At 63.0% G+C, this 15,928-nt stretch carries 18 protein-coding genes; 9 read left to right on the forward strand and 9 right to left on the reverse strand.

What is annotated here, in order from left to right; genetic code table 11:
• The first annotated feature begins 70 nt into the window (after positions 1-70).
• The 3 genes from ACFOJ9_RS26475 (at position 71) to ACFOJ9_RS26485 (ending at position 1,592) form a co-directional block, all read left to right on the forward strand.
• Entirely contained in the window at positions 71-496 is a 426-nt protein-coding gene (locus tag ACFOJ9_RS26475; RefSeq protein WP_378982859.1) for a hypothetical protein, read from the forward strand.
• A 97-nt stretch (positions 497-593) separates the two neighbouring features.
• A complete protein-coding gene (locus ACFOJ9_RS26480) occupies positions 594-1,109 on the forward strand; it encodes a hypothetical protein (RefSeq protein ID WP_378982862.1) in 516 nt (171 codons plus the stop codon).
• A gap of 198 nt (positions 1,110-1,307) precedes the next feature.
• A complete protein-coding gene (locus ACFOJ9_RS26485) occupies positions 1,308-1,592 on the forward strand; it encodes an SCP2 sterol-binding domain-containing protein (RefSeq protein ID WP_378982864.1) in 285 nt (94 codons plus the stop codon).
• Positions 1,593-1,688: 96 nt separating this feature from the next.
• Here ACFOJ9_RS26485 and ACFOJ9_RS26490 read toward each other — a convergent pair whose 3' ends face one another.
• Together ACFOJ9_RS26490 and odc2 are read right to left on the reverse strand one after the other, a co-directional pair.
• Positions 1,689-2,360 carry a GNAT family N-acetyltransferase gene (locus ACFOJ9_RS26490; protein ID WP_378982866.1) on the reverse strand — a complete coding sequence of 224 codons (672 nt, stop codon included), beginning with the start codon at positions 2,358-2,360 and terminating at the stop codon, positions 1,689-1,691.
• A gap of 159 nt (positions 2,361-2,519) precedes the next feature.
• Positions 2,520-3,653, reverse strand: coding sequence for an ornithine/lysine decarboxylase (gene odc2, locus ACFOJ9_RS26495; protein ID WP_378982869.1), 1,134 nt, complete (start codon positions 3,651-3,653; stop codon positions 2,520-2,522).
• A gap of 540 nt (positions 3,654-4,193) precedes the next feature.
• Here odc2 and ACFOJ9_RS26500 point away from each other — a divergent pair.
• The 4 genes from ACFOJ9_RS26500 to ACFOJ9_RS26515 all read left to right on the forward strand — a co-directional run bounded on the left by ACFOJ9_RS26500 (position 4,194) and on the right by ACFOJ9_RS26515 (position 8,195).
• Entirely contained in the window at positions 4,194-5,390 is a 1,197-nt protein-coding gene (locus tag ACFOJ9_RS26500; RefSeq protein ID WP_378982871.1) for an amidase, read from the forward strand.
• Positions 5,391-5,392: 2 nt separating this feature from the next.
• The gene (locus ACFOJ9_RS26505) at positions 5,393-6,292 is read left to right on the forward strand and encodes a LysR family transcriptional regulator (RefSeq protein ID WP_378982874.1); all 900 of its coding nucleotides are present in this window, start codon (positions 5,393-5,395) and stop codon (positions 6,290-6,292) included.
• 89 nt (positions 6,293-6,381) lie between these two features.
• Positions 6,382-7,050: a DUF1007 family protein gene (locus tag ACFOJ9_RS26510; RefSeq protein WP_378982877.1), complete on the forward strand. Its 669-nt coding sequence runs from the start codon at positions 6,382-6,384 to the stop codon at positions 7,048-7,050.
• Positions 7,047-8,195, forward strand: coding sequence for a nickel/cobalt transporter (locus ACFOJ9_RS26515; protein ID WP_378982879.1), 1,149 nt, complete (start codon positions 7,047-7,049; stop codon positions 8,193-8,195). Before ACFOJ9_RS26510 ends, ACFOJ9_RS26515 begins: the two co-directional genes overlap by 4 nt.
• 25 nt (positions 8,196-8,220) lie before the next feature.
• Here the strand turns inward: ACFOJ9_RS26515 and denD are convergent, their stop codons facing one another.
• The 4 genes from denD to ACFOJ9_RS26535 form a co-directional block, all read right to left on the reverse strand.
• Complete coding sequence (gene denD, locus ACFOJ9_RS26520; protein ID WP_378982882.1) at positions 8,221-9,198, reverse strand: D-erythronate dehydrogenase; 978 nt, start codon at positions 9,196-9,198, stop codon at positions 8,221-8,223.
• An 11-nt stretch (positions 9,199-9,209) separates the two neighbouring features.
• The gene (locus ACFOJ9_RS26525; protein WP_352441936.1) at positions 9,210-9,422 is read right to left on the reverse strand and encodes a hypothetical protein; all 213 of its coding nucleotides are present in this window, start codon (positions 9,420-9,422) and stop codon (positions 9,210-9,212) included.
• An 89-nt stretch (positions 9,423-9,511) separates the two neighbouring features.
• The gene (locus tag ACFOJ9_RS26530) at positions 9,512-10,489 is read right to left on the reverse strand and encodes a cation diffusion facilitator family transporter (protein WP_378982884.1); all 978 of its coding nucleotides are present in this window, start codon (positions 10,487-10,489) and stop codon (positions 9,512-9,514) included.
• A gap of 27 nt (positions 10,490-10,516) precedes the next feature.
• Positions 10,517-11,203 carry a GNAT family N-acetyltransferase gene (locus ACFOJ9_RS26535; RefSeq protein WP_352441881.1) on the reverse strand — a complete coding sequence of 229 codons (687 nt, stop codon included), beginning with the start codon at positions 11,201-11,203 and terminating at the stop codon, positions 10,517-10,519.
• A gap of 83 nt (positions 11,204-11,286) precedes the next feature.
• On the opposite strand from ACFOJ9_RS26535, the gene ACFOJ9_RS26540 reads away from it, so the two are divergent.
• Positions 11,287-12,471 (forward strand): pyridoxal phosphate-dependent aminotransferase, encoded by a 1,185-nt coding sequence (locus ACFOJ9_RS26540; RefSeq protein ID WP_378982886.1) that lies wholly within the window; start codon positions 11,287-11,289, stop codon positions 12,469-12,471.
• 3 nt (positions 12,472-12,474) lie between these two features.
• Here ACFOJ9_RS26540 and ACFOJ9_RS26545 read toward each other — a convergent pair whose 3' ends face one another.
• Genes ACFOJ9_RS26545 through ACFOJ9_RS26555 form a run of 3 tightly spaced genes read right to left on the reverse strand, consistent with a single transcriptional unit; the run spans position 12,475 to position 14,742 of the window.
• Complete coding sequence (locus ACFOJ9_RS26545; protein ID WP_378982889.1) at positions 12,475-13,212, reverse strand: MBL fold metallo-hydrolase; 738 nt, start codon at positions 13,210-13,212, stop codon at positions 12,475-12,477.
• Positions 13,212-13,889, reverse strand: a complete 678-nt coding sequence (locus ACFOJ9_RS26550; RefSeq protein ID WP_378982892.1) for an amino acid ABC transporter permease — start codon at positions 13,887-13,889, stop codon at positions 13,212-13,214. Before ACFOJ9_RS26550 ends, ACFOJ9_RS26545 begins: the two co-directional genes overlap by 1 nt.
• A 13-nt stretch (positions 13,890-13,902) precedes the next feature.
• Positions 13,903-14,742 carry a transporter substrate-binding domain-containing protein gene (locus ACFOJ9_RS26555; RefSeq protein WP_378982894.1) on the reverse strand — a complete coding sequence of 280 codons (840 nt, stop codon included), beginning with the start codon at positions 14,740-14,742 and terminating at the stop codon, positions 13,903-13,905.
• 130 nt (positions 14,743-14,872) lie between these two features.
• Here ACFOJ9_RS26555 and ACFOJ9_RS26560 point away from each other — a divergent pair, with 130 nt between their 5' ends.
• Entirely contained in the window at positions 14,873-15,769 is an 897-nt protein-coding gene (locus tag ACFOJ9_RS26560; RefSeq protein WP_378982897.1) for a LysR substrate-binding domain-containing protein, read from the forward strand.
• The last annotated feature ends 159 nt before the right edge of the window (positions 15,770-15,928 follow it).

Here is a 15,928-nt window from a genome sequence, read left to right on the forward strand (position 1 = left end):
TGGGGAAAAGACCTGCTCACCACCGAGATAGTGCGTATCCGAGTTTCAATCTAACCAGACCGGGATTTTCATGGCCGACTTTTCGGAATTCACCGCCAACCTGCCAGCACGCACGACCGCTTCGGAAGCGCCGATCCCGTTCGCGCGGCCTGGCAACCTCGCCGCCATCATCGGCCGCATCGAGGAAGTGGTCGAGGAAGAGACGGCCGGCATCCGCAACGCCACCAACTATGATCTCAAGGCATCCAACGCCCGCAAGAGCCGCTACCTTTACGAGCTGACCCGCGCCATGAAGGGCGGCAGCGAAGCCGAATTCCTCGAACAGCACCGTGAGGGCCTGACCCGTCTGCGCCACAAGCTGGCGAAGAACGAGGCGGCGATCCTGGCGCACCTCAGCGCGGTCAACGAAGTCGCCAGCTTGCTGCGGCACGCCATCCAGCGCGCGGAGACAGACGGCACCTATTCCGCCGGCGAGTTCGGCTGGATGAAGTCATGATGGCGAACACAAGAGACACATCGGCGATCCCGCCGAGGCAGCAGCGCAGTGCCGCATTGCCATCGCAAGGGAATGACCAAGGGACTGACAGAGCCTGATGATAAAGGTCATCGCCATCGCCGTCTGGATCTGCGCCGCCACGCTCGGCGCCGTGTTCTATTCGTTCCAGGCGGCCGGTGAGCGCGGTGTGGGCGAAACGCCGAAGCCGATGCTGGGCGGCCTCGACTACGTCAAGACCGACATCATTTCGGTGCCGCTGATCCGCGATTCCCAGATCGGCGGCTATTTCCTGACCAAGCTTGTCTACACGGTCGAACCCGAGCAGATAAAGAAGCTGTCCATACCGGCGGAAGCGCTAATCACCGACCAGGTCTATTCCTACCTCTATTCCAATCCGCAGATCGACTTCACCAAGAAGGCGACGATCGATCTCGATGCCTTCCGTGTCGCGATCCGCGATACCGTCAACGCGCGTGTCGGCGCCCCTTTGGTGCATGAGGTTCTGATCGACCAGGTCAATTTCCTGTCGAAGGACGAAATCCGCGACAACTGGCTGCGCCGCAAGAAAAGCGAGACGGCGAGCGAAATGACCAAGGCGTTCAAGGAACACTGAGTTGCCCAGCCTATAGGCCCCGATCCCGTCGGGCCACACCTGCCGCCACGGCAGGAACCAGCCATCGGAATCCGCGTTGACGTAAACGTCAACCCAAAGCTATATGCGGCAGCGACCGTGATCGCGAAACGGCGGCATGGGCTTCGGCTGGATCGAAGCGCCGTTGCGAGACAGATGCAACCAGACAAGGAGAACAGCGTGAGCGTTCAGGAGATTGCCGAGAAGATCAAGTCGCGCGTGGCAAGCAGCGGGTTCGATCGTTCCGTGAAATTCGACACCGGCAGCGACGGCGTCATCGTCATCGATGGCGCGACGATTTCCACCACCGATGCACCCGCCGACTGCACCATCAAGCTCTCGCTCGACGATCTGGATTCGCTGATATCTGGCGACCTGAACCCGACGATGGCGTTCATGACCGGCAAGATAAAGGTCGAAGGCGACATGACCGTCGCCATGGCGCTTAGCCAGTTGATCGGCTGAAGGCATGCAGCCGCCCAAGGCGGCGCTCACCAATCGCGAAAAAAACGCCGCCTTTTCGGGCGGCGTTTTTGCATCAGCTGCTGGCGGCTTCGTCTCTCAGGCCGCCGATATCAATTGCTGCGCCTTCAGCTTGCGGCCGGCAGCCTTCAGCGTGCCGTACACGCCATCAAGCGCGCCTTCCACCAGTTCCAGCGCCAGCAGGCGGTGCCGCTCATAGGGCCCCGGCATGGCGAGCGAACCGGTCCTGGCGGCCGAGAAGCCGAAGCGTCCATAGTAGGGCGCATCGCCGACCAGCAGGATCGCGGCGTGGCCAAGACGCGCCGCCTCGGCGATGGCATGGCGCATCAACGCCGAGCCGATGCCAGCACTCTTGAGCGACGGATCGACGGCGAGCGGGCCAAGCAGCAGCGCAGCCGGACCGCCCTCGCCCAGCGTGACATCCCACAGCCGCACGGTGCCAGCCACGCCGCCCGACGCATCGCGCGCGACAAAGGCCAGGCCTTCCGAAGGCCGCCGGCCACGCCGCAGCTTCTCCGACGATTTTTTCCGCCGCTTCGGCCCCATGGCCTCGTCCAACAGCACTTCACGCGTGGCAATGTCGGTCGCGGTTTCGGCAACAATGGCAATGGCGCTGGCACTCTCCCCCCTAGAGGGGGAGATGTCGCCAAAGGCGACAGAGGGGGTCGCCGCGCGTGAAGCGCTGGCGCCATACGGTCCAAGAGAAGTCGAGGCAGCCGAGACGACCCCCTCTGGCCACTTCGTGGCCATCTCCCCCTCAAGGGGGGAGATTGCGCGCGCAGCGCCGTCAACAATGAAATTTGCAATGTCCATTTCCGCAATCCTTCACGAGCGGAGACTTTTCCACATGCGAGCCCAAGCGGGCGACAGACGCCCATCTGGGATGATCTGATCGGTTCTTTCGAACCGTCAGATCACGTAGGATCGGAGAGGCTCGAAGCCGTTGAAGGCGACCGCCGAGTAGGTGGTCGTGTAGGCGCCGGTGCCTTCGATCAGCACCTCGTCGCCGATGGTCAGCGACAAAGGCAGCGGATAGGGCGTCTTCTCGTACATCACGTCGGCCGAATCGCAGGTCGGGCCGGCGAGCACGCAGGGCGCGGTCTCCGTGCCGTCATGCGCGGTGACGATCGGGTAGCGGATCGCCTCGTCCATCGTCTCGGCCAGGCCGCCGAACTTGCCGATGTCGAGGAACACCCAGCGCACATTGTCGTTGGCTGCCTTCTTCGAGATCAGCACGACTTCCGACTTGATGACGCCGGCGTTGCCGACCATGCCACGGCCCGGCTCGATGATGGTTTCCGGGATGGCATTGCCGAAATGCTTGCGCAGCGCCGAGAAGATCGCCTGGCCATAGGCCTGGGCCGCCGGCACGTCACGCAGATAGCGCGTCGGGAAGCCACCGCCCATATTGACCATCTTCAAGACGATGCCTTCCTCGGCGAGCGTCGCGAACACCACCTTGGCGTCGGCCAGCGCACGATCCCAGGCGGTCAGGTCGGTCTGCTGCGAGCCGACATGGAACGACACGCCATAGGCGTCGAGGCCGAGCCCCTTGGCATGGCGCAGCACGTCGACGGCCATCGCCGGCACACAGCCGAACTTGCGCGACAGCGGCCACTCGGCGCCCTCGCCATCGGTCAGCACGCGGCAGAATACGCGCGCGCCGGGAGCGACGCGGGCGATCTTCTCGACCTCTTCGACGCAATCGACCGCGAACAGGCGGATGCCGAGCTGGTAGGCGCGTGCGATGTCACGCTCCTTCTTGATGGTGTTGCCGAAGGAGATGCGGTCCGCCGGCGCACCGGCGTCCATTGCCATCTCGACTTCGGCAACGGAAGCGGTGTCGAAGGACGAGCCCATGGCAGCAAGCAGGCGCAGGATTTCCGGCGCCGGGTTTGCTTTCACCGCATAGTAGATCTTGGAATCGGGAAGCGCCTTCTCGAAGGCGCGGAAATTGTCGCGCACGACATCGAGGTCGACGACGAGGCAGGGGCCGGACGGACGTCGGGTGGCGAGGAAGTCAAGGATGCGCTGGGTAGCCATCAGGGTCTCTCCATCAGCGCCTTTCGGCGCGCAATAAAGCTGCGGGACGCGGGCTGTCAGCCTCGCGAACACGCGGTGGACAAAGGCGGGACGGATATCCATGGAACCAGCCGGTGGAGACCCCGGAACCATGAAGCGCCGTCTCGCGGCGGTGAACCTTGGCCTTGCCCGGCCTCGGTTCGCTTTGTCTGCCTTGGCTTGGATGGGAGACCCGTCCGCACTGCCGGCAATGAAGGTGTGCCTCTTCAGTAACCCCGGTTTTTGGACAACCGGCAGAACACCAGAAAGGCCCGCACCGTCGTTGCTTCAAGGTGTCCTCGGGCTGGCGGTTGGCCGCTAGACCGACTGGAGGGGTTGGCTCCAGTTACCTTACCGATTTCCCTCACCATTCGAGGATCGGCGGACACCCACAGGCACGTGCGACTTTGGGCAAGCGCGATATAAGGGCGAAGGCTTTCACAATCAATAAAAATCGCATCCAAGGTTGTAAAATTTCTGCCATCGAACAATGTTGCGGCAACCGTATCCGGATATCGAACGATGACAGGCACGCACGGCCCTCTGAACGCCTTTCTCGATCTTCGCCAGATGCCGGTGGCACATGCCGAACTCGGCCCGCTGGCCGGCCTGCGGCTGGCCGTCAAGGATATCTACGACGTCGCCGGCTACCGCACCGGCTGCGGCAATTCCAGGAAATTCGCAGAATGCCCCGCCGCCTCGCGCACGGCACCCGCCGTGCAGATGATTCTCGATGCCGGCGCGCGCTTCGTCGGCAAGACGCAGACCGACGAGCTTGCCTTCGCGCTGTTCGGCCAGAATGCGCATTTCTCGTTTCCGGTGAATCCGGCAGCGCCCGATCGCGTCACCGGCGGCTCGTCCTCGGGATCGGCGGCGGCGGTGGCAGGCAGGCTGGCCGACATCGCCACCGGCTCCGACACCGGCGGCTCGATCCGCGCGCCGGCGAGCTTTTGCGGATTGATCGGGCTGCGCACCACGCATGGCCGCATTTCGCTCGACGGCACGATGAAGCTGGCTCCGAGCTTCGACACGTTCGGCTGGTTCGCCGACGACATCGAGACCTATGAGACCGTCGGCAAGCTGCTGCTCCGCCGCGACCCGCACCAGCACACGCTCGACCGCCCGCTGACGCTGGATTGGCTGGATGGGTTGGTCGCCCGCCCGGCGATTGCCGAATATGCAGGAATGAAGGCGCTAGCGAGCGCGGTCTTCGGCGCGCCTGTGGCGCCGGCAATGCGCTTCACCTCGTCTGCGGATGAGCTCTACTGGTGCTTTCGCCGACTGCAGGCCAAGGAGGCCTGGGCAGTGCATGGCGAATGGATCACCAGCGGTGAGCGCGACCTCGGTCCCGGCGTCGAAGAGCGTTTCGGCTTTGGCCGTGCCGTCGACGACAAGACAGCCCAGGCCGAGAAGGTGCGCCGGCTGACCTTTCGCGGCGAACTGAGCGCCCTGCTCGGCAAGGACGGCTTCCTTGTCCTGCCGACGGTTCCGGGCCCAGCACCCTACGTGGACAGCACGCCGGAGCAATTCCAGGCCTATCGCGAACGGGCGCTCCAACTTCTGTGCCTGGCCGGCCTGTCCGGCTTTCCGCAAATCACCTTGCCCATCGGCGCGGTCGCCGGCGCCCCGTTTGGCCTGTCGCTGCTTGGCCCTTCCGGCAGCGACATTGCCCTGATACGGCTCGGCCGGAAACTTCTCGACGCGGCACGAAAGGCTTGACCATGGACACACTGACGCGCATGCGCGCTTTCATCGACGTGGTTGAGGCCGAGGGCTTTTCGGCGGCGGCGCGCAAGATCGGCCGTTCCAAGGCATTGCTGTCGAAATATGTGCGCGAGTTGGAGGACGAACTCGGCGCGCTGCTGCTCAACCGCACCACGCGCCAGTTCTCGATGACCGAAGCCGGCCACACCTATTACCGGCGCGCCTCGGAGATCGTGCGCGAGGTCGACAGCCTGGCCGACGCTGTGCGCGAATCCTCCGGCGACGTGCGCGGCAGGATCAAGCTGTCGGCGCCACGCACCTTCGCCGACGCGCCGATCGGCCAGTCGCTGATCGACTTCGCCAAGCAATACCCCGACATCGTGCTCGACATCCAGCTCGACGACCGCTTCGTCGATCTGGTCGAGGAAGGCTTCGACCTTGCGGTGCGCATCTCGCGGCTGGAGAACTCTTCGCTGATCGCCAGGCGTCTGGCGCCGTTTTCAATAAAACTCTGCGCCTCTCCCGAACTGATCGCCAAGCATGGCACGCCGACACGGCCACAGGATCTCAGCCGCATGCCCTGCATCGTCGACACCAATGGCCGCGGCCTGAACAACTGGCCGTTCAAGGGCGACAATGGCGATCCGGTGAGCGTTTCGGTGTCCGGTCCGGTCGAGGTCAACAGCCCGATGACGGCGAGAGCCGCGGCCGTGGCCGGGTTGGGGTTCACCGTCCTGCCGGATTTCATTGCCGCGCCCGATCTCGCCAGCGGCCGGCTGGTGGCGGTGATGGATGACCGCATCCTGTCCGGCGGCGGCATCTTCGCCGTGTACCCGCACCGCCGCTATCTGCCGGCGAAAGTCCGCGTCTTCGTGGACTTCCTGGTGCAGTGGTTCAGGACGCGTGAAGCTGCCTGACCCCACTTCAGCCGGGTCCCGGTCCCAATTTCGCCCCCTTTATGGTAACTCTCGACATCTCTCCGAGGCCGATGGAATCGCGACTGAGAATGCACCTGAAACGGCACGCAATCATGCTGGCTTCGGCCTTGGCGGCGACCTTTGCCGCCACTGGACCGGCTGAGGTGCACCCGCACGTCTTCGCCGAGGCTCGTCTCGACGTGATCCTCTCCCCGGATCACCAAAGTGTGAAGGCGCTGCGTCATCTCTGGCGTTTCGACGACCTGTTTTCCAGCACGGTGATGATGGAGTTCGACAAGAACTCCGACCTGAAGCTGGACGACAAGGAGCTGAAGGACGTCGCCGACACCGTTCATGCCTCGCTGGCCGAGTTCAACTACTTCCAGCTCGTCACCGTCGACGGCAAGGACGTGGCGATGACGCCGCCGCCGCATCTGATGGCCAATTTCGACAACGACCAGCTGATCATCCTTTTCGAATCCGAGCCGAAGGTGCCGATCAAGCTCAACGGCAAGATCGACATCGGCGTCTATGATCCGACCTTTTACACGGCAATCGACTTCACCGAGGACTCCAACATCACGGTTGAAGGCCTGCCGTCGAGCTGCACCAGCAAGGTGATCCGTCCGGACCCGGACGAGGCGATCAAGGAAAACCAGAAGACTCTCACCGATGCCTTCTTCAACGATCCGACAGGCACCGACATGAGCAAGATCTTCGCCACCAAGCTCGAACTGACCTGTCAGCCAGAAGGATGAAGCCGGTGACGAAACCGTCCCTGCGTTTGGCATTCGGCCTGTTGGCCGTCACCGTTGTCATGATGCATTTTGCCAATGCCGCCCACGCCCAGAGTTCGCTCGGCATCGGCGTCAATGACGGCATGGCGCCCACCACCGGCCCATTTGCCCACATCCTGATGTGGATCAATCTCAGGCAGCAGGAATTCTATCGCGCGCTGGCAACGGCGATGAAGGCGATGCGCCAGGACGGCAGCAAGATTTGGATACTCATCGGCCTGTCCTTCGCCTACGGCATTTTCCATGCCGCCGGCCCCGGCCACGGCAAGGCGGTGATCTCATCCTACATGGTTGCCAATGAGGTGGCGCTGCGGCGCGGCATCCTGCTGTCCTTCGTCTCGGCGCTGCTGCAGGGCCTGACCGCGATCGCGGTGATGGGGGTCGCCTACTTCGTCCTGCGCGGCACCTCCGTCTCGATGACGGACGCAGCCTGGTTCATGGAGATCATGAGCTTTGTCTTCGTCACCCTGTTCGGCGCATGGTTGCTGTGGCGCAAGCTCGGCCCCGCCGTCCTGCGCCTGTTTGGCAAAGGACCCGCCTACAGCCTGTCGGCGGCTCATGCCGGCCATTCTCATGCTGGCCATTCGCACGCAGCCCATGGCCATTCGGCGCATGCCCATGCGCACGCCCTGCACGCGCATGACGATCACGACCATGCGCATGGCCATTCGCACGATCATGATCATGGCGCACACGCTCATCACGATCATGCGGCGGGCGAGGTCTGCGACACCTGCGGCCACTCGCACGCACCCGACCCGGCACTGCTGTCGGGCGATCGCTTCGACTGGCGCACGGCCTGGTCGGCGGTGGCCGCTGTCGGCATCCGGCCGTGTTCAGGCGCGCTGATCGTGCTCAGCTTCGCCCTGCTCAACGGACTTTGGCTGGGCGGTCTTCTGTCGGTGCTGGCGATGTCGTTGGGAACCGCGATCACCGTCTCGGCGCTGGCCACACTCGCGGTGACCGCCAAGAACTGGGCGGTGTATTTTGCCGGCGACGGCCGCATGGGCAACCGCATCCACTCGATCGTCGAGATCGGCGGCGCGGCCTTCGTGTTCCTGTTCGGACTGCTGCTGCTGTCGGCGAGCCTGGCGGCAGGCGGATGATGCCCGACGCCGCGAGGCTCGGGGTTTAACCCGCGATCTTGCCGCCGAGTTCGTCCTCGATATGCGCGCGGATGATCTCGTCAAAGCTCTTTTCGGCGCTGAAGCCAAGCTCCCTTGAGCGCCGCGCCTCGAACCGCGTTGGCCAGCCCCGGACGATCGCCCAGATCGTCGCGTCCGGTTCCTCGCGGATCAGGCCTGCCACCTTTGGCCCGGCGATGCGTTCCAGCGCCTCGATCTGCTCGCCGACGGTAACGGCGACGCCGGGCATCGTCAGGTTGCGGCGCGGCCCGACGGCATTGCCGTCGATCCCTGCCGCATGGATCAGGAAATTGACCGCCGAGCGCGGGCTGGCGTGGGTGTGCACGACAGAGCGCGGCACCGGCAGGATCGCCTCGTGGCCGCTCAAGGGCTCGCGGATGATGCCGGAGAAGAAGCCCGAGGCCGCCTTGTTCGGTTTGCCCGGCCGCACGCAGATGGTCGGCAGCCGGATGCCGATGCCGTCGAAGAAGCCGCGCCTGGAATAGTCGGCCAGCAGTGCTTCGCTCATCTGCTTCTGCGTGCCGTAGGAGGTCAGCGGCGTCGGATGGAATTCGTCCGGTATGACATCCGGGAACGGCGCGCCGAACACCGCGATCGACGAGGTGAAGACGACACGCGGCGCAAAGCCCGCCAGGCGAATGGCATCAAACAGCGCGCGTGTGCCGTCGAGATTGACGCGGTAACCGAGATCGAAATTGGCTTCCGCCTCGCCCGATACGATGCCCGCGAGATGGAAGACGGCATCGGGACGCGATGCGACCAGGCGCTCAGTGGCCCCCGCCTCGGCGAGGTCGCCGGTGTGCAGGGTGACGCTGACTCCGTCCATGCTAGGTGCCTGCGGCGGCACGATGTCGTGCAGGTCGAGCGCGGTGATCTTGCCGCCGCGCAGCGTGCCGTCCTTGGCCAGCCGGGCGATGAGCTTGCGGCCGACCATGCCTGCGGCGCCAGTGATCAGAATGCGCATATCAAAGACCTCTACTTACCCTGGTTTTTGCGTTGGTTGCGGGCCCGCAGCCAGAACACCGAGAAAAATGCCAGCACGAAAACGATGCCAAAGGCACCTGCCAGCACGGTCGAGAAACTGCCAAGGGCCAACATGATGGTTGGCAGATAAAAGGCCGCGATGCCGAACAGAAGCATGATCCACACCGCGGCGATAACGGCGTTCCTGGTGTCGCGGTCCATCACGCTACACCAAGGCAGCGGGCGTTCATCAAGCTTGTTTTCAAGGTTTTGCAACTCCTGAGGCAGAACCAATCGACATCAATCGATCGGTCCTAGTGATGGTGGTCGTGATGCGCGGCCGCATCATGCTCGTGCTCGTGCTCGTCGCCATCGTCGGCGCACTGTCCGAATTCGGGTTCCACGGTGGCATGGCTGATGCCGTGCTCGCTGGCAAGCCGCTTCTTGACGGCACTCACCGCCTGATGCGCATCGACGCCCTCGTTAAGGCAGGCATGCAGCGTCGCCATGTTGCTGGTCCCGTCGAGTGACCAGACATGCATGTGGTGCACTTCGCGCACCCCCTGGACCGTCGCCTCGATATCCCTGGCGATCAGATCGCGGTCGAGGCTTGGCGGCACGCCCTCGAGCAGGACATGGGCGGCTTCGCGCATCAGCGACCATGCCGTGTAGAGGATCAGCAGCGAGACCAGGACCGACAGGATCGGGTCGATCGGCGTCCAGCCGGTCGCCAGGATGACCAGCGCCGCCGCGATAGCCGCAGCCGAGCCGAGCAGGTCGCCGAGCACATGCAGGATGGCGCCGCGCATGTTCAGGTTTTCACGGTCGCCGCCATGCAGCACGAAGAAGGCGCCGATATTGACCAGCAGGCCGAGGATCGCCACCACCAGCATCGGCCCGCCAAGCACCGGTGCCGGCGCCTGCAGGCGCCCCCAGGCCTCGTAGACAATCCACAGGGCGATGACGAAGATGGCAATGCCGTTTGTGTAAGCCACCAGCGTCTTGACCCGGCCGAAGCCGTAGGTGAGGCGAACGGTCGCCGGTCGCCCCGCAAGATGAAACGCATACCAGGCAAGGCCGAGCGCGATCGAATCGGCGAGCATATGGCCGGCATCGGCCAGCAGCGCCAGCGACCCGGTGAGGATGCCGCCAAGCGCTTCGGCGATCATGAAGCCGCCGGTCAGGCAGGCCGCGACAAGCACGCGCTTCTTGTCGGTCGAGCCATGGACATGGCCAGCGCCGTGATCGTGCCCAGTGTGATCATGCCCCCTGTGATCGTGGGTATGCGCCAATGGCAAACTCCCGTTACGCGCCTGATCTCACGCGCCAAACTTTGCGCGAAAATCCTCGAGCCGTCGCTTCTGCTGGCCGTCGCCATCGAAATTGGCCGGGTCGAGCCACGCCTCATAGGCTTTGCTTAAGGCCGGCCACTCCTTGTCGATGATCGAGTACCATGCCGTATCGCGGTTTTCACCCTTGACGATGAGATGCTGCCGGAAAATGCCCTCGAACTTGAAGCCGAACCGTTCCGCGGCCCGCTTCGATGGCTCGTTGCGGTTGTTGCACTTCCATTCGTAGCGGCGATAGCCGAGTTCGTCGAAGATATATTTCATGAACAGGAACTGCGCCTCCGTCGCTCCCGGCTTGCGCGAAATGAGCGGTCCCCAATAGATGTTGCCGATCTCGATGACCCCATAGGCCGGATCGATGCGCATCAGCGTCTGGCGGCCGGCGACTTTGCCGCTGGCCTTGTCGATGACGGTGAAGAACAGCGGATCTTCGCTGGCCTCGACCTTGTCCAGCCATGGCTGGAAGGCGGCGCGGGTCTCCGGCGGATAATCGGGCAACCAGGCGAAACGACCATCGACATCGGACACGGAGGACGCTTCGTAGAGGCCGTCGCCGTGTTTTGCGGCGCTCAGCGGCTCGAGCCGGACATAGCTTCCGTCGATGGCCTTGCGTTCTGGCCGCGGACGCGGTTGCCAGTCCTTGAGATTTTCCGACACCGAAAGCTCCAATCCGTTTGACTTTTGCGGCCTGAGGCTCACAAAAACGCGACCCAACAGCAAGAACCACACGGACGGGAAAAATGCTCCACACGATTTCGGCCTTCGACCGTCTCGGCGAGGAAAACGCCTTTGCAGTGCTGGCGCGGGCGACAGCCCTTGCGAGCCAAGGCCGCGACATCGTCAATCTCGGCATCGGCCAGCCCGACTTCAAGACGCCGCAGCACATCGTCGAGGCGGCGATCAAGGCGCTGCGCGACGGCCACCACGGCTACACGCCAGCCAATGGCCTTCTGGCGACGCGCGAGGCGGTGGTACGGCGCACGCTGACCACCACCGGTGTCGAAATATCGCCTGAAACGGTGATGATCCTGCCCGGCGGCAAGCCAACCATGTTCGCCGCGATCTTGATGTTCGGCGAGCCGGGCGCGGAAATCCTCTATCCCGATCCGGGCTTCCCCATCTATCGGTCGATGATCGAGTTCACCGGTGCCGCGCCTATTCCCGTGCCGATGCGCGAGGAAAACGGCTTCGCCTTCTCCGCCGAGGAGACGCTGGCGCTGATCACCTCGAAGACCAGGCTGTTGATCCTCAACTCGCCCGCAAATCCGACCGGTGGCGTCACGCCCCGCGCCGAGATCGAGAAATTGGTGAAGGGGTTGGAGGCGCATCCCCATGTCGCCATCCTTTCCGACGAGATCTACGATGTCATGACTTATGACGGCGAGACGCATTGCTCGTTGCTTGGCTTTCCCGAAATCCGCGACCGGCTGATCGTGCTCAACGGCTGGTCGAAGACCTGGGCGATGACCGGCTGGCGCATGGGCTGGTCGATCTGGCCGAATGGCGACAAGAGCGCCCATCTCTACGACAAGGTGCGCAAGCTGGCGGTCAATTGCTGGTCCTGCGTCAACGCGCCGAGCCAGTTTGCCGGCATCGCGGCCATCGACGGCCCGCAGGACGACGTCGACAAGATGATGCGTGCCTTCGACCGCCGCAGGAAGATCGTTGTCGAGGGATTGAACGCCCTGCCTGACATTTCCTGCATCACGCCCAAGGGCGCGTTCTACGCCTTCCCCAACGTCTCGAAGACCGGCTGGAAAGCAAAGAAGCTCGCTTCGGCCCTGCTCGACGATGCCGGCGTGGCGCTGATCGGCGGCCCCGATTTTGGCATTCTCGGCGAAGGCTATATCAGGCTCTCCTACGCCAACTCCGAGGAGAATATTTTGCGCGCGCTGGAGCGGATTGGAGCGTTCCTGGCGAAATGAGGTTCAGCTGGAGCTGTCGAGGTAGGCTCTTGCGATCGACCGAAGCTCGTTCTGGTCGATCGGCTCGCCATGTCCGCAATAGGCCCGGTTGAACTCGATTTGCAATAGCCGCTGCATCGTCTTCCGGTAGGCCTGCACGTCCGAACCCGGAAGATCGTCGATCAGCCGTCCGCGATAGATCGCATCGCCGGCAAAGAAGTCGCCACTCCTTTCATCGAGAAGCCCGATCGACCCCGGCGAATGACCCGGCAGATGCAGGACGCGAAGCGACCTGTCGCCCGTCTCGATACTGTCGCCCTCGTCCAGTATCCGTGCTAGCGGCGCAGGTCTGACCTGGACAGACTGCGGCGACCAGGCCCTGGTCGGTGACCTGGCGACCGCTTCCGGCTGCGCACGAAAGAGATGCGCCAAAGTATGTTCATCCGCCATGGCTGCGAATAAAGCAGCCTCATGGCGATGGCCGGCTCTGGTCTCGAACTCGCTCAAGCCACCGACATGATCGACATGGATGTGCGTCGCAACGGCCAGGACCGGCTTGGTGCTTGGCAGGTTCAGCACCGGCCCGAGAGGCACGAGACCCATGCCGGCATCAATGACGAGATCGACATCGTGCCCGCGAACACGGAAGATATTGCTTCTGAAATAGGGATGGACGTGCGGCTCCCATATCCGCGTGATGCCCCGACCCACGGCTTCGTATGAAAACCAGTCGGAAGCCTCGCCGGGCGCGGTTACCGGCATCAGCGATGGCCCCGCGAGAGCAAGCGCTCGAGCTTGATCTGGAAGACGGTCAGAACCGAGACCATCGACATGTAGTAGATCAGCGCGGCGCCATACCATTCCAGGAAACGAAAGCTGGTGGCGATCGCAAACTGGGTGACGGTCATGAGTTCCTTCAAGGAGATGACCGTCGCCAGCGAGGTTGCCTTCAGCAACGAAATGAACTCGTTGACCAGCGCCGGCAGGGCGACGCGAAGCGCCTGGGGCAGGATGATTAGAAAAAATATCTGGCCCCGGTGCAGGCCAAGGGCCGCCGCACCCTCGGACTGCCCCTTGCCGATCGATGCATAGGAACTGCGCAGGATCTCGGTCAGGTAGGCGATCTGGATCAGGGTCAGGGCGAGAAACGCCGCCACGAACGGGCTGAACCAGTCCGACCGGAACACCGCCGAGATCTGCGGCAGCCCATTCCAGATGAACAGCAGCACGAGCAGTGCCGGCGCACCGCGAAAAAGCCAGACGAAGGCGGCGATCGACAGGCGGATCCAGCGCCGCTTCGAAGTGGCAAGTGCTGCCGTTGCCAAGGATATCGCCAGAGCAACGGTCATCACCAGAACCGAAAGCACCAGGGTCAGCAAAGCCCCCTTGGCGAGGGGCCAGCCGAACAGGGCTGTCAGGAAGAGCTTGCTGTCGAACACCTCCGCACGTCCCTTAATTGGTCTCGTGCTTGACGTCGGTGGCGGTCTCGGGAAGGTTCCACTTCTGCAGCAGCGCCTTCATCTCGCCGCCGGCCTGCAAGGTCTCGATGGCTTCGACCAAGGCCTCGCGATTGTCGCCGCCCTTTCTCAGATAGATCCCGTAGGTTTCGCCGTCGCCATAGTTGTACGGCACCTGCAGACGGCCTGGCATCTGCTTGATACGGAATGCCGCCGTCGTGTCCTGGGTGATCGTCGCTGCGGCCCGCCCGACCAGGATCTGCTCGATGACGCCGGAGGCGGACGGATAGGTCTGTATCTGCACCGGCGCCTTGCCGGCTTTTGCCATTTCTGCGTTCAGGGCCGCCGCCGTCTTTTCATAGGTGGTGCCCGCCTCGATCGCCAGCACCTTGCCGCTAAGGTCGAGCGGCGATTTGGTCTCGGTATCCGAGGCCGCCGTCACCATCACCACGTTGGAGACGAAGTAGGGAACCGCGTCATAGGCCTTGAGGCGCTCCTTGGTCACCATGATGCCGCTCGCGACGAGATCGCAGCGCTCGGCGCCGAGCGATGGCAGGAGCCCCTTGAAATCGCCGACCACATATCTGGTGGTGCCGCCCCATTGCTTTGCGATGGCGTCCACGACATCGACTTCGAAACCGACAAGCTTCTCGTCGCCTGGATTCTCATAATATTGCATGGGCGGAAAATCGCCGCCGGTGCAGACGTTGAGCACGCCGTTACGGACGAGACCCACATCCCCGGCCTGCGCTGCCGGCGCGGTGGCGGCAAGAGCCATGACGACCAGTCCGCCAAAGGTGATTTTCGCCACCAAGGCGATGCGTGTGTGAAGCATATCCAGTTCCCCATTTTTTGTTTTGCGATGACGTTTTGCAGCCGCCGGGGGACCTTATGTTGCAATTGCCAGGAGACAAGCTAAATCTTTAGTGGAAATTAGGAGCAGTTTTTCTAAACTAAGGTGCTGAGTGGCCGTTCCGTCTCTTCATTCATTGCGAGCCTTCGAAAGCGTTTCGCGACTGGGCAATGTCGCTGCTGCGGCCGCCGAACTGCATGTGACGCCGGGCGCCATAAGCCAGCAGCTACGCGCCTTGCAGCTCTCGCTGGGCATCGACCTGTTCCGGAAAAGCGGCCGCCGCCTCGTGCTGACGGAACGGGGCGCAACACTGCAGAAGAGTGTCGGCATGGCCATGCATCAGATCGCGGATTCGATCCGCGACATATCGGCCAATGCCTACGCCACGACTGCCAGGGCGGAGCTGCGCGTATCAGCCCCTTCGGTCTTTGGAACAACTTGGCTGGCGGCGCGGATCTTTCAATTCCTGGATGCCAACCAGGACATTCGCATGCAGATGCTCACCGCGGTCGCATTTGAGGAACTTGACTGGCGAAAGGTCGATGTCGCCATCGTCTACGGCAGTCCGCCCTGGCCCGGATTTTCGTGGCAACTGCTCCACAACATGCACGCGGCGCCAGTCTGCAGCCCGCAATTGCTGCGCGGGCCGAAGGGCATTCGCGAGCCGCGCGATGTCCTTCATCATCGCCTGCTGCACGAGGATGACGGCAGCCAGTGGCGGCAGTGGCTGATGCAGGCGCGCGTGCCGCATACCGTGCAGTCCGACATCTATTTCGACAATTTTGCCATGGTGCTTCAGGCAGCCCGCGATGGTCACGGCGTTGCCCTGACCAACGACATCATATCCTTTCGCGACCTGGATGAGGGGCGCCTCGTCCAGCCCCTCACCCTCTTCACGCCGGCCGCCCGAAACTACTACTGCATATGCCACGAGGAGGGCCTGGCGAACCCGGTCATCGGGCGGTTTGTCGACTGGCTTGTCGATCAGGCGACGAAGCCATCGCGCTAAAGCGCGTCGCGTTTGAGTGGATTCCGGCGACGCGCTTTAGCAGGCTGTTGAAAAACTGTTTTGTTCACGGAACGTATCAGAATCAGACCAAGCACAAATCAGAGTCAAACCGGGTATCTCCGATCCTTTTTCAACAGCCTGTTAGGTCTTTGTTTTCAT

Source organism: Mesorhizobium cantuariense, from assembly GCF_042647205.1.
Classification (GTDB): Bacteria; Pseudomonadota; Alphaproteobacteria; order Rhizobiales; family Rhizobiaceae; genus Mesorhizobium; species Mesorhizobium cantuariense.

Coding starts and splice junctions, on each gene's coding strand:
- ACFOJ9_RS26475 (WP_378982859.1), top strand. CDS start 71: ATGGCCGACTTTTCGGAATTCACCGCCAACCTGCCAGCACGCACGACC.
- ACFOJ9_RS26480 (WP_378982862.1), top strand. CDS start 594: ATGATAAAGGTCATCGCCATCGCCGTCTGGATCTGCGCCGCCACGCTC.
- ACFOJ9_RS26490 (WP_378982866.1), bottom strand. CDS start 2,360: ATGGCCACGAAGTGGCCAGAGGGGGTCGTCTCGGCTGCCTCGACTTCT.
- odc2 (WP_378982869.1), bottom strand. CDS start 3,653: ATGGCTACCCAGCGCATCCTTGACTTCCTCGCCACCCGACGTCCGTCC.
- ACFOJ9_RS26500 (WP_378982871.1), top strand. CDS start 4,194: ATGACAGGCACGCACGGCCCTCTGAACGCCTTTCTCGATCTTCGCCAG.
- ACFOJ9_RS26505 (WP_378982874.1), top strand. CDS start 5,393: ATGGACACACTGACGCGCATGCGCGCTTTCATCGACGTGGTTGAGGCC.
- ACFOJ9_RS26510 (WP_378982877.1), top strand. CDS start 6,382: ATGCACCTGAAACGGCACGCAATCATGCTGGCTTCGGCCTTGGCGGCG.
- ACFOJ9_RS26515 (WP_378982879.1), top strand. CDS start 7,047: ATGAAGCCGGTGACGAAACCGTCCCTGCGTTTGGCATTCGGCCTGTTG.
- denD (WP_378982882.1), bottom strand. CDS start 9,198: ATGCGCATTCTGATCACTGGCGCCGCAGGCATGGTCGGCCGCAAGCTC.
- ACFOJ9_RS26540 (WP_378982886.1), top strand. CDS start 11,287: ATGCTCCACACGATTTCGGCCTTCGACCGTCTCGGCGAGGAAAACGCC.
- ACFOJ9_RS26545 (WP_378982889.1), bottom strand. CDS start 13,212: ATGCCGGTAACCGCGCCCGGCGAGGCTTCCGACTGGTTTTCATACGAA.
- ACFOJ9_RS26555 (WP_378982894.1), bottom strand. CDS start 14,742: ATGCTTCACACACGCATCGCCTTGGTGGCGAAAATCACCTTTGGCGGA.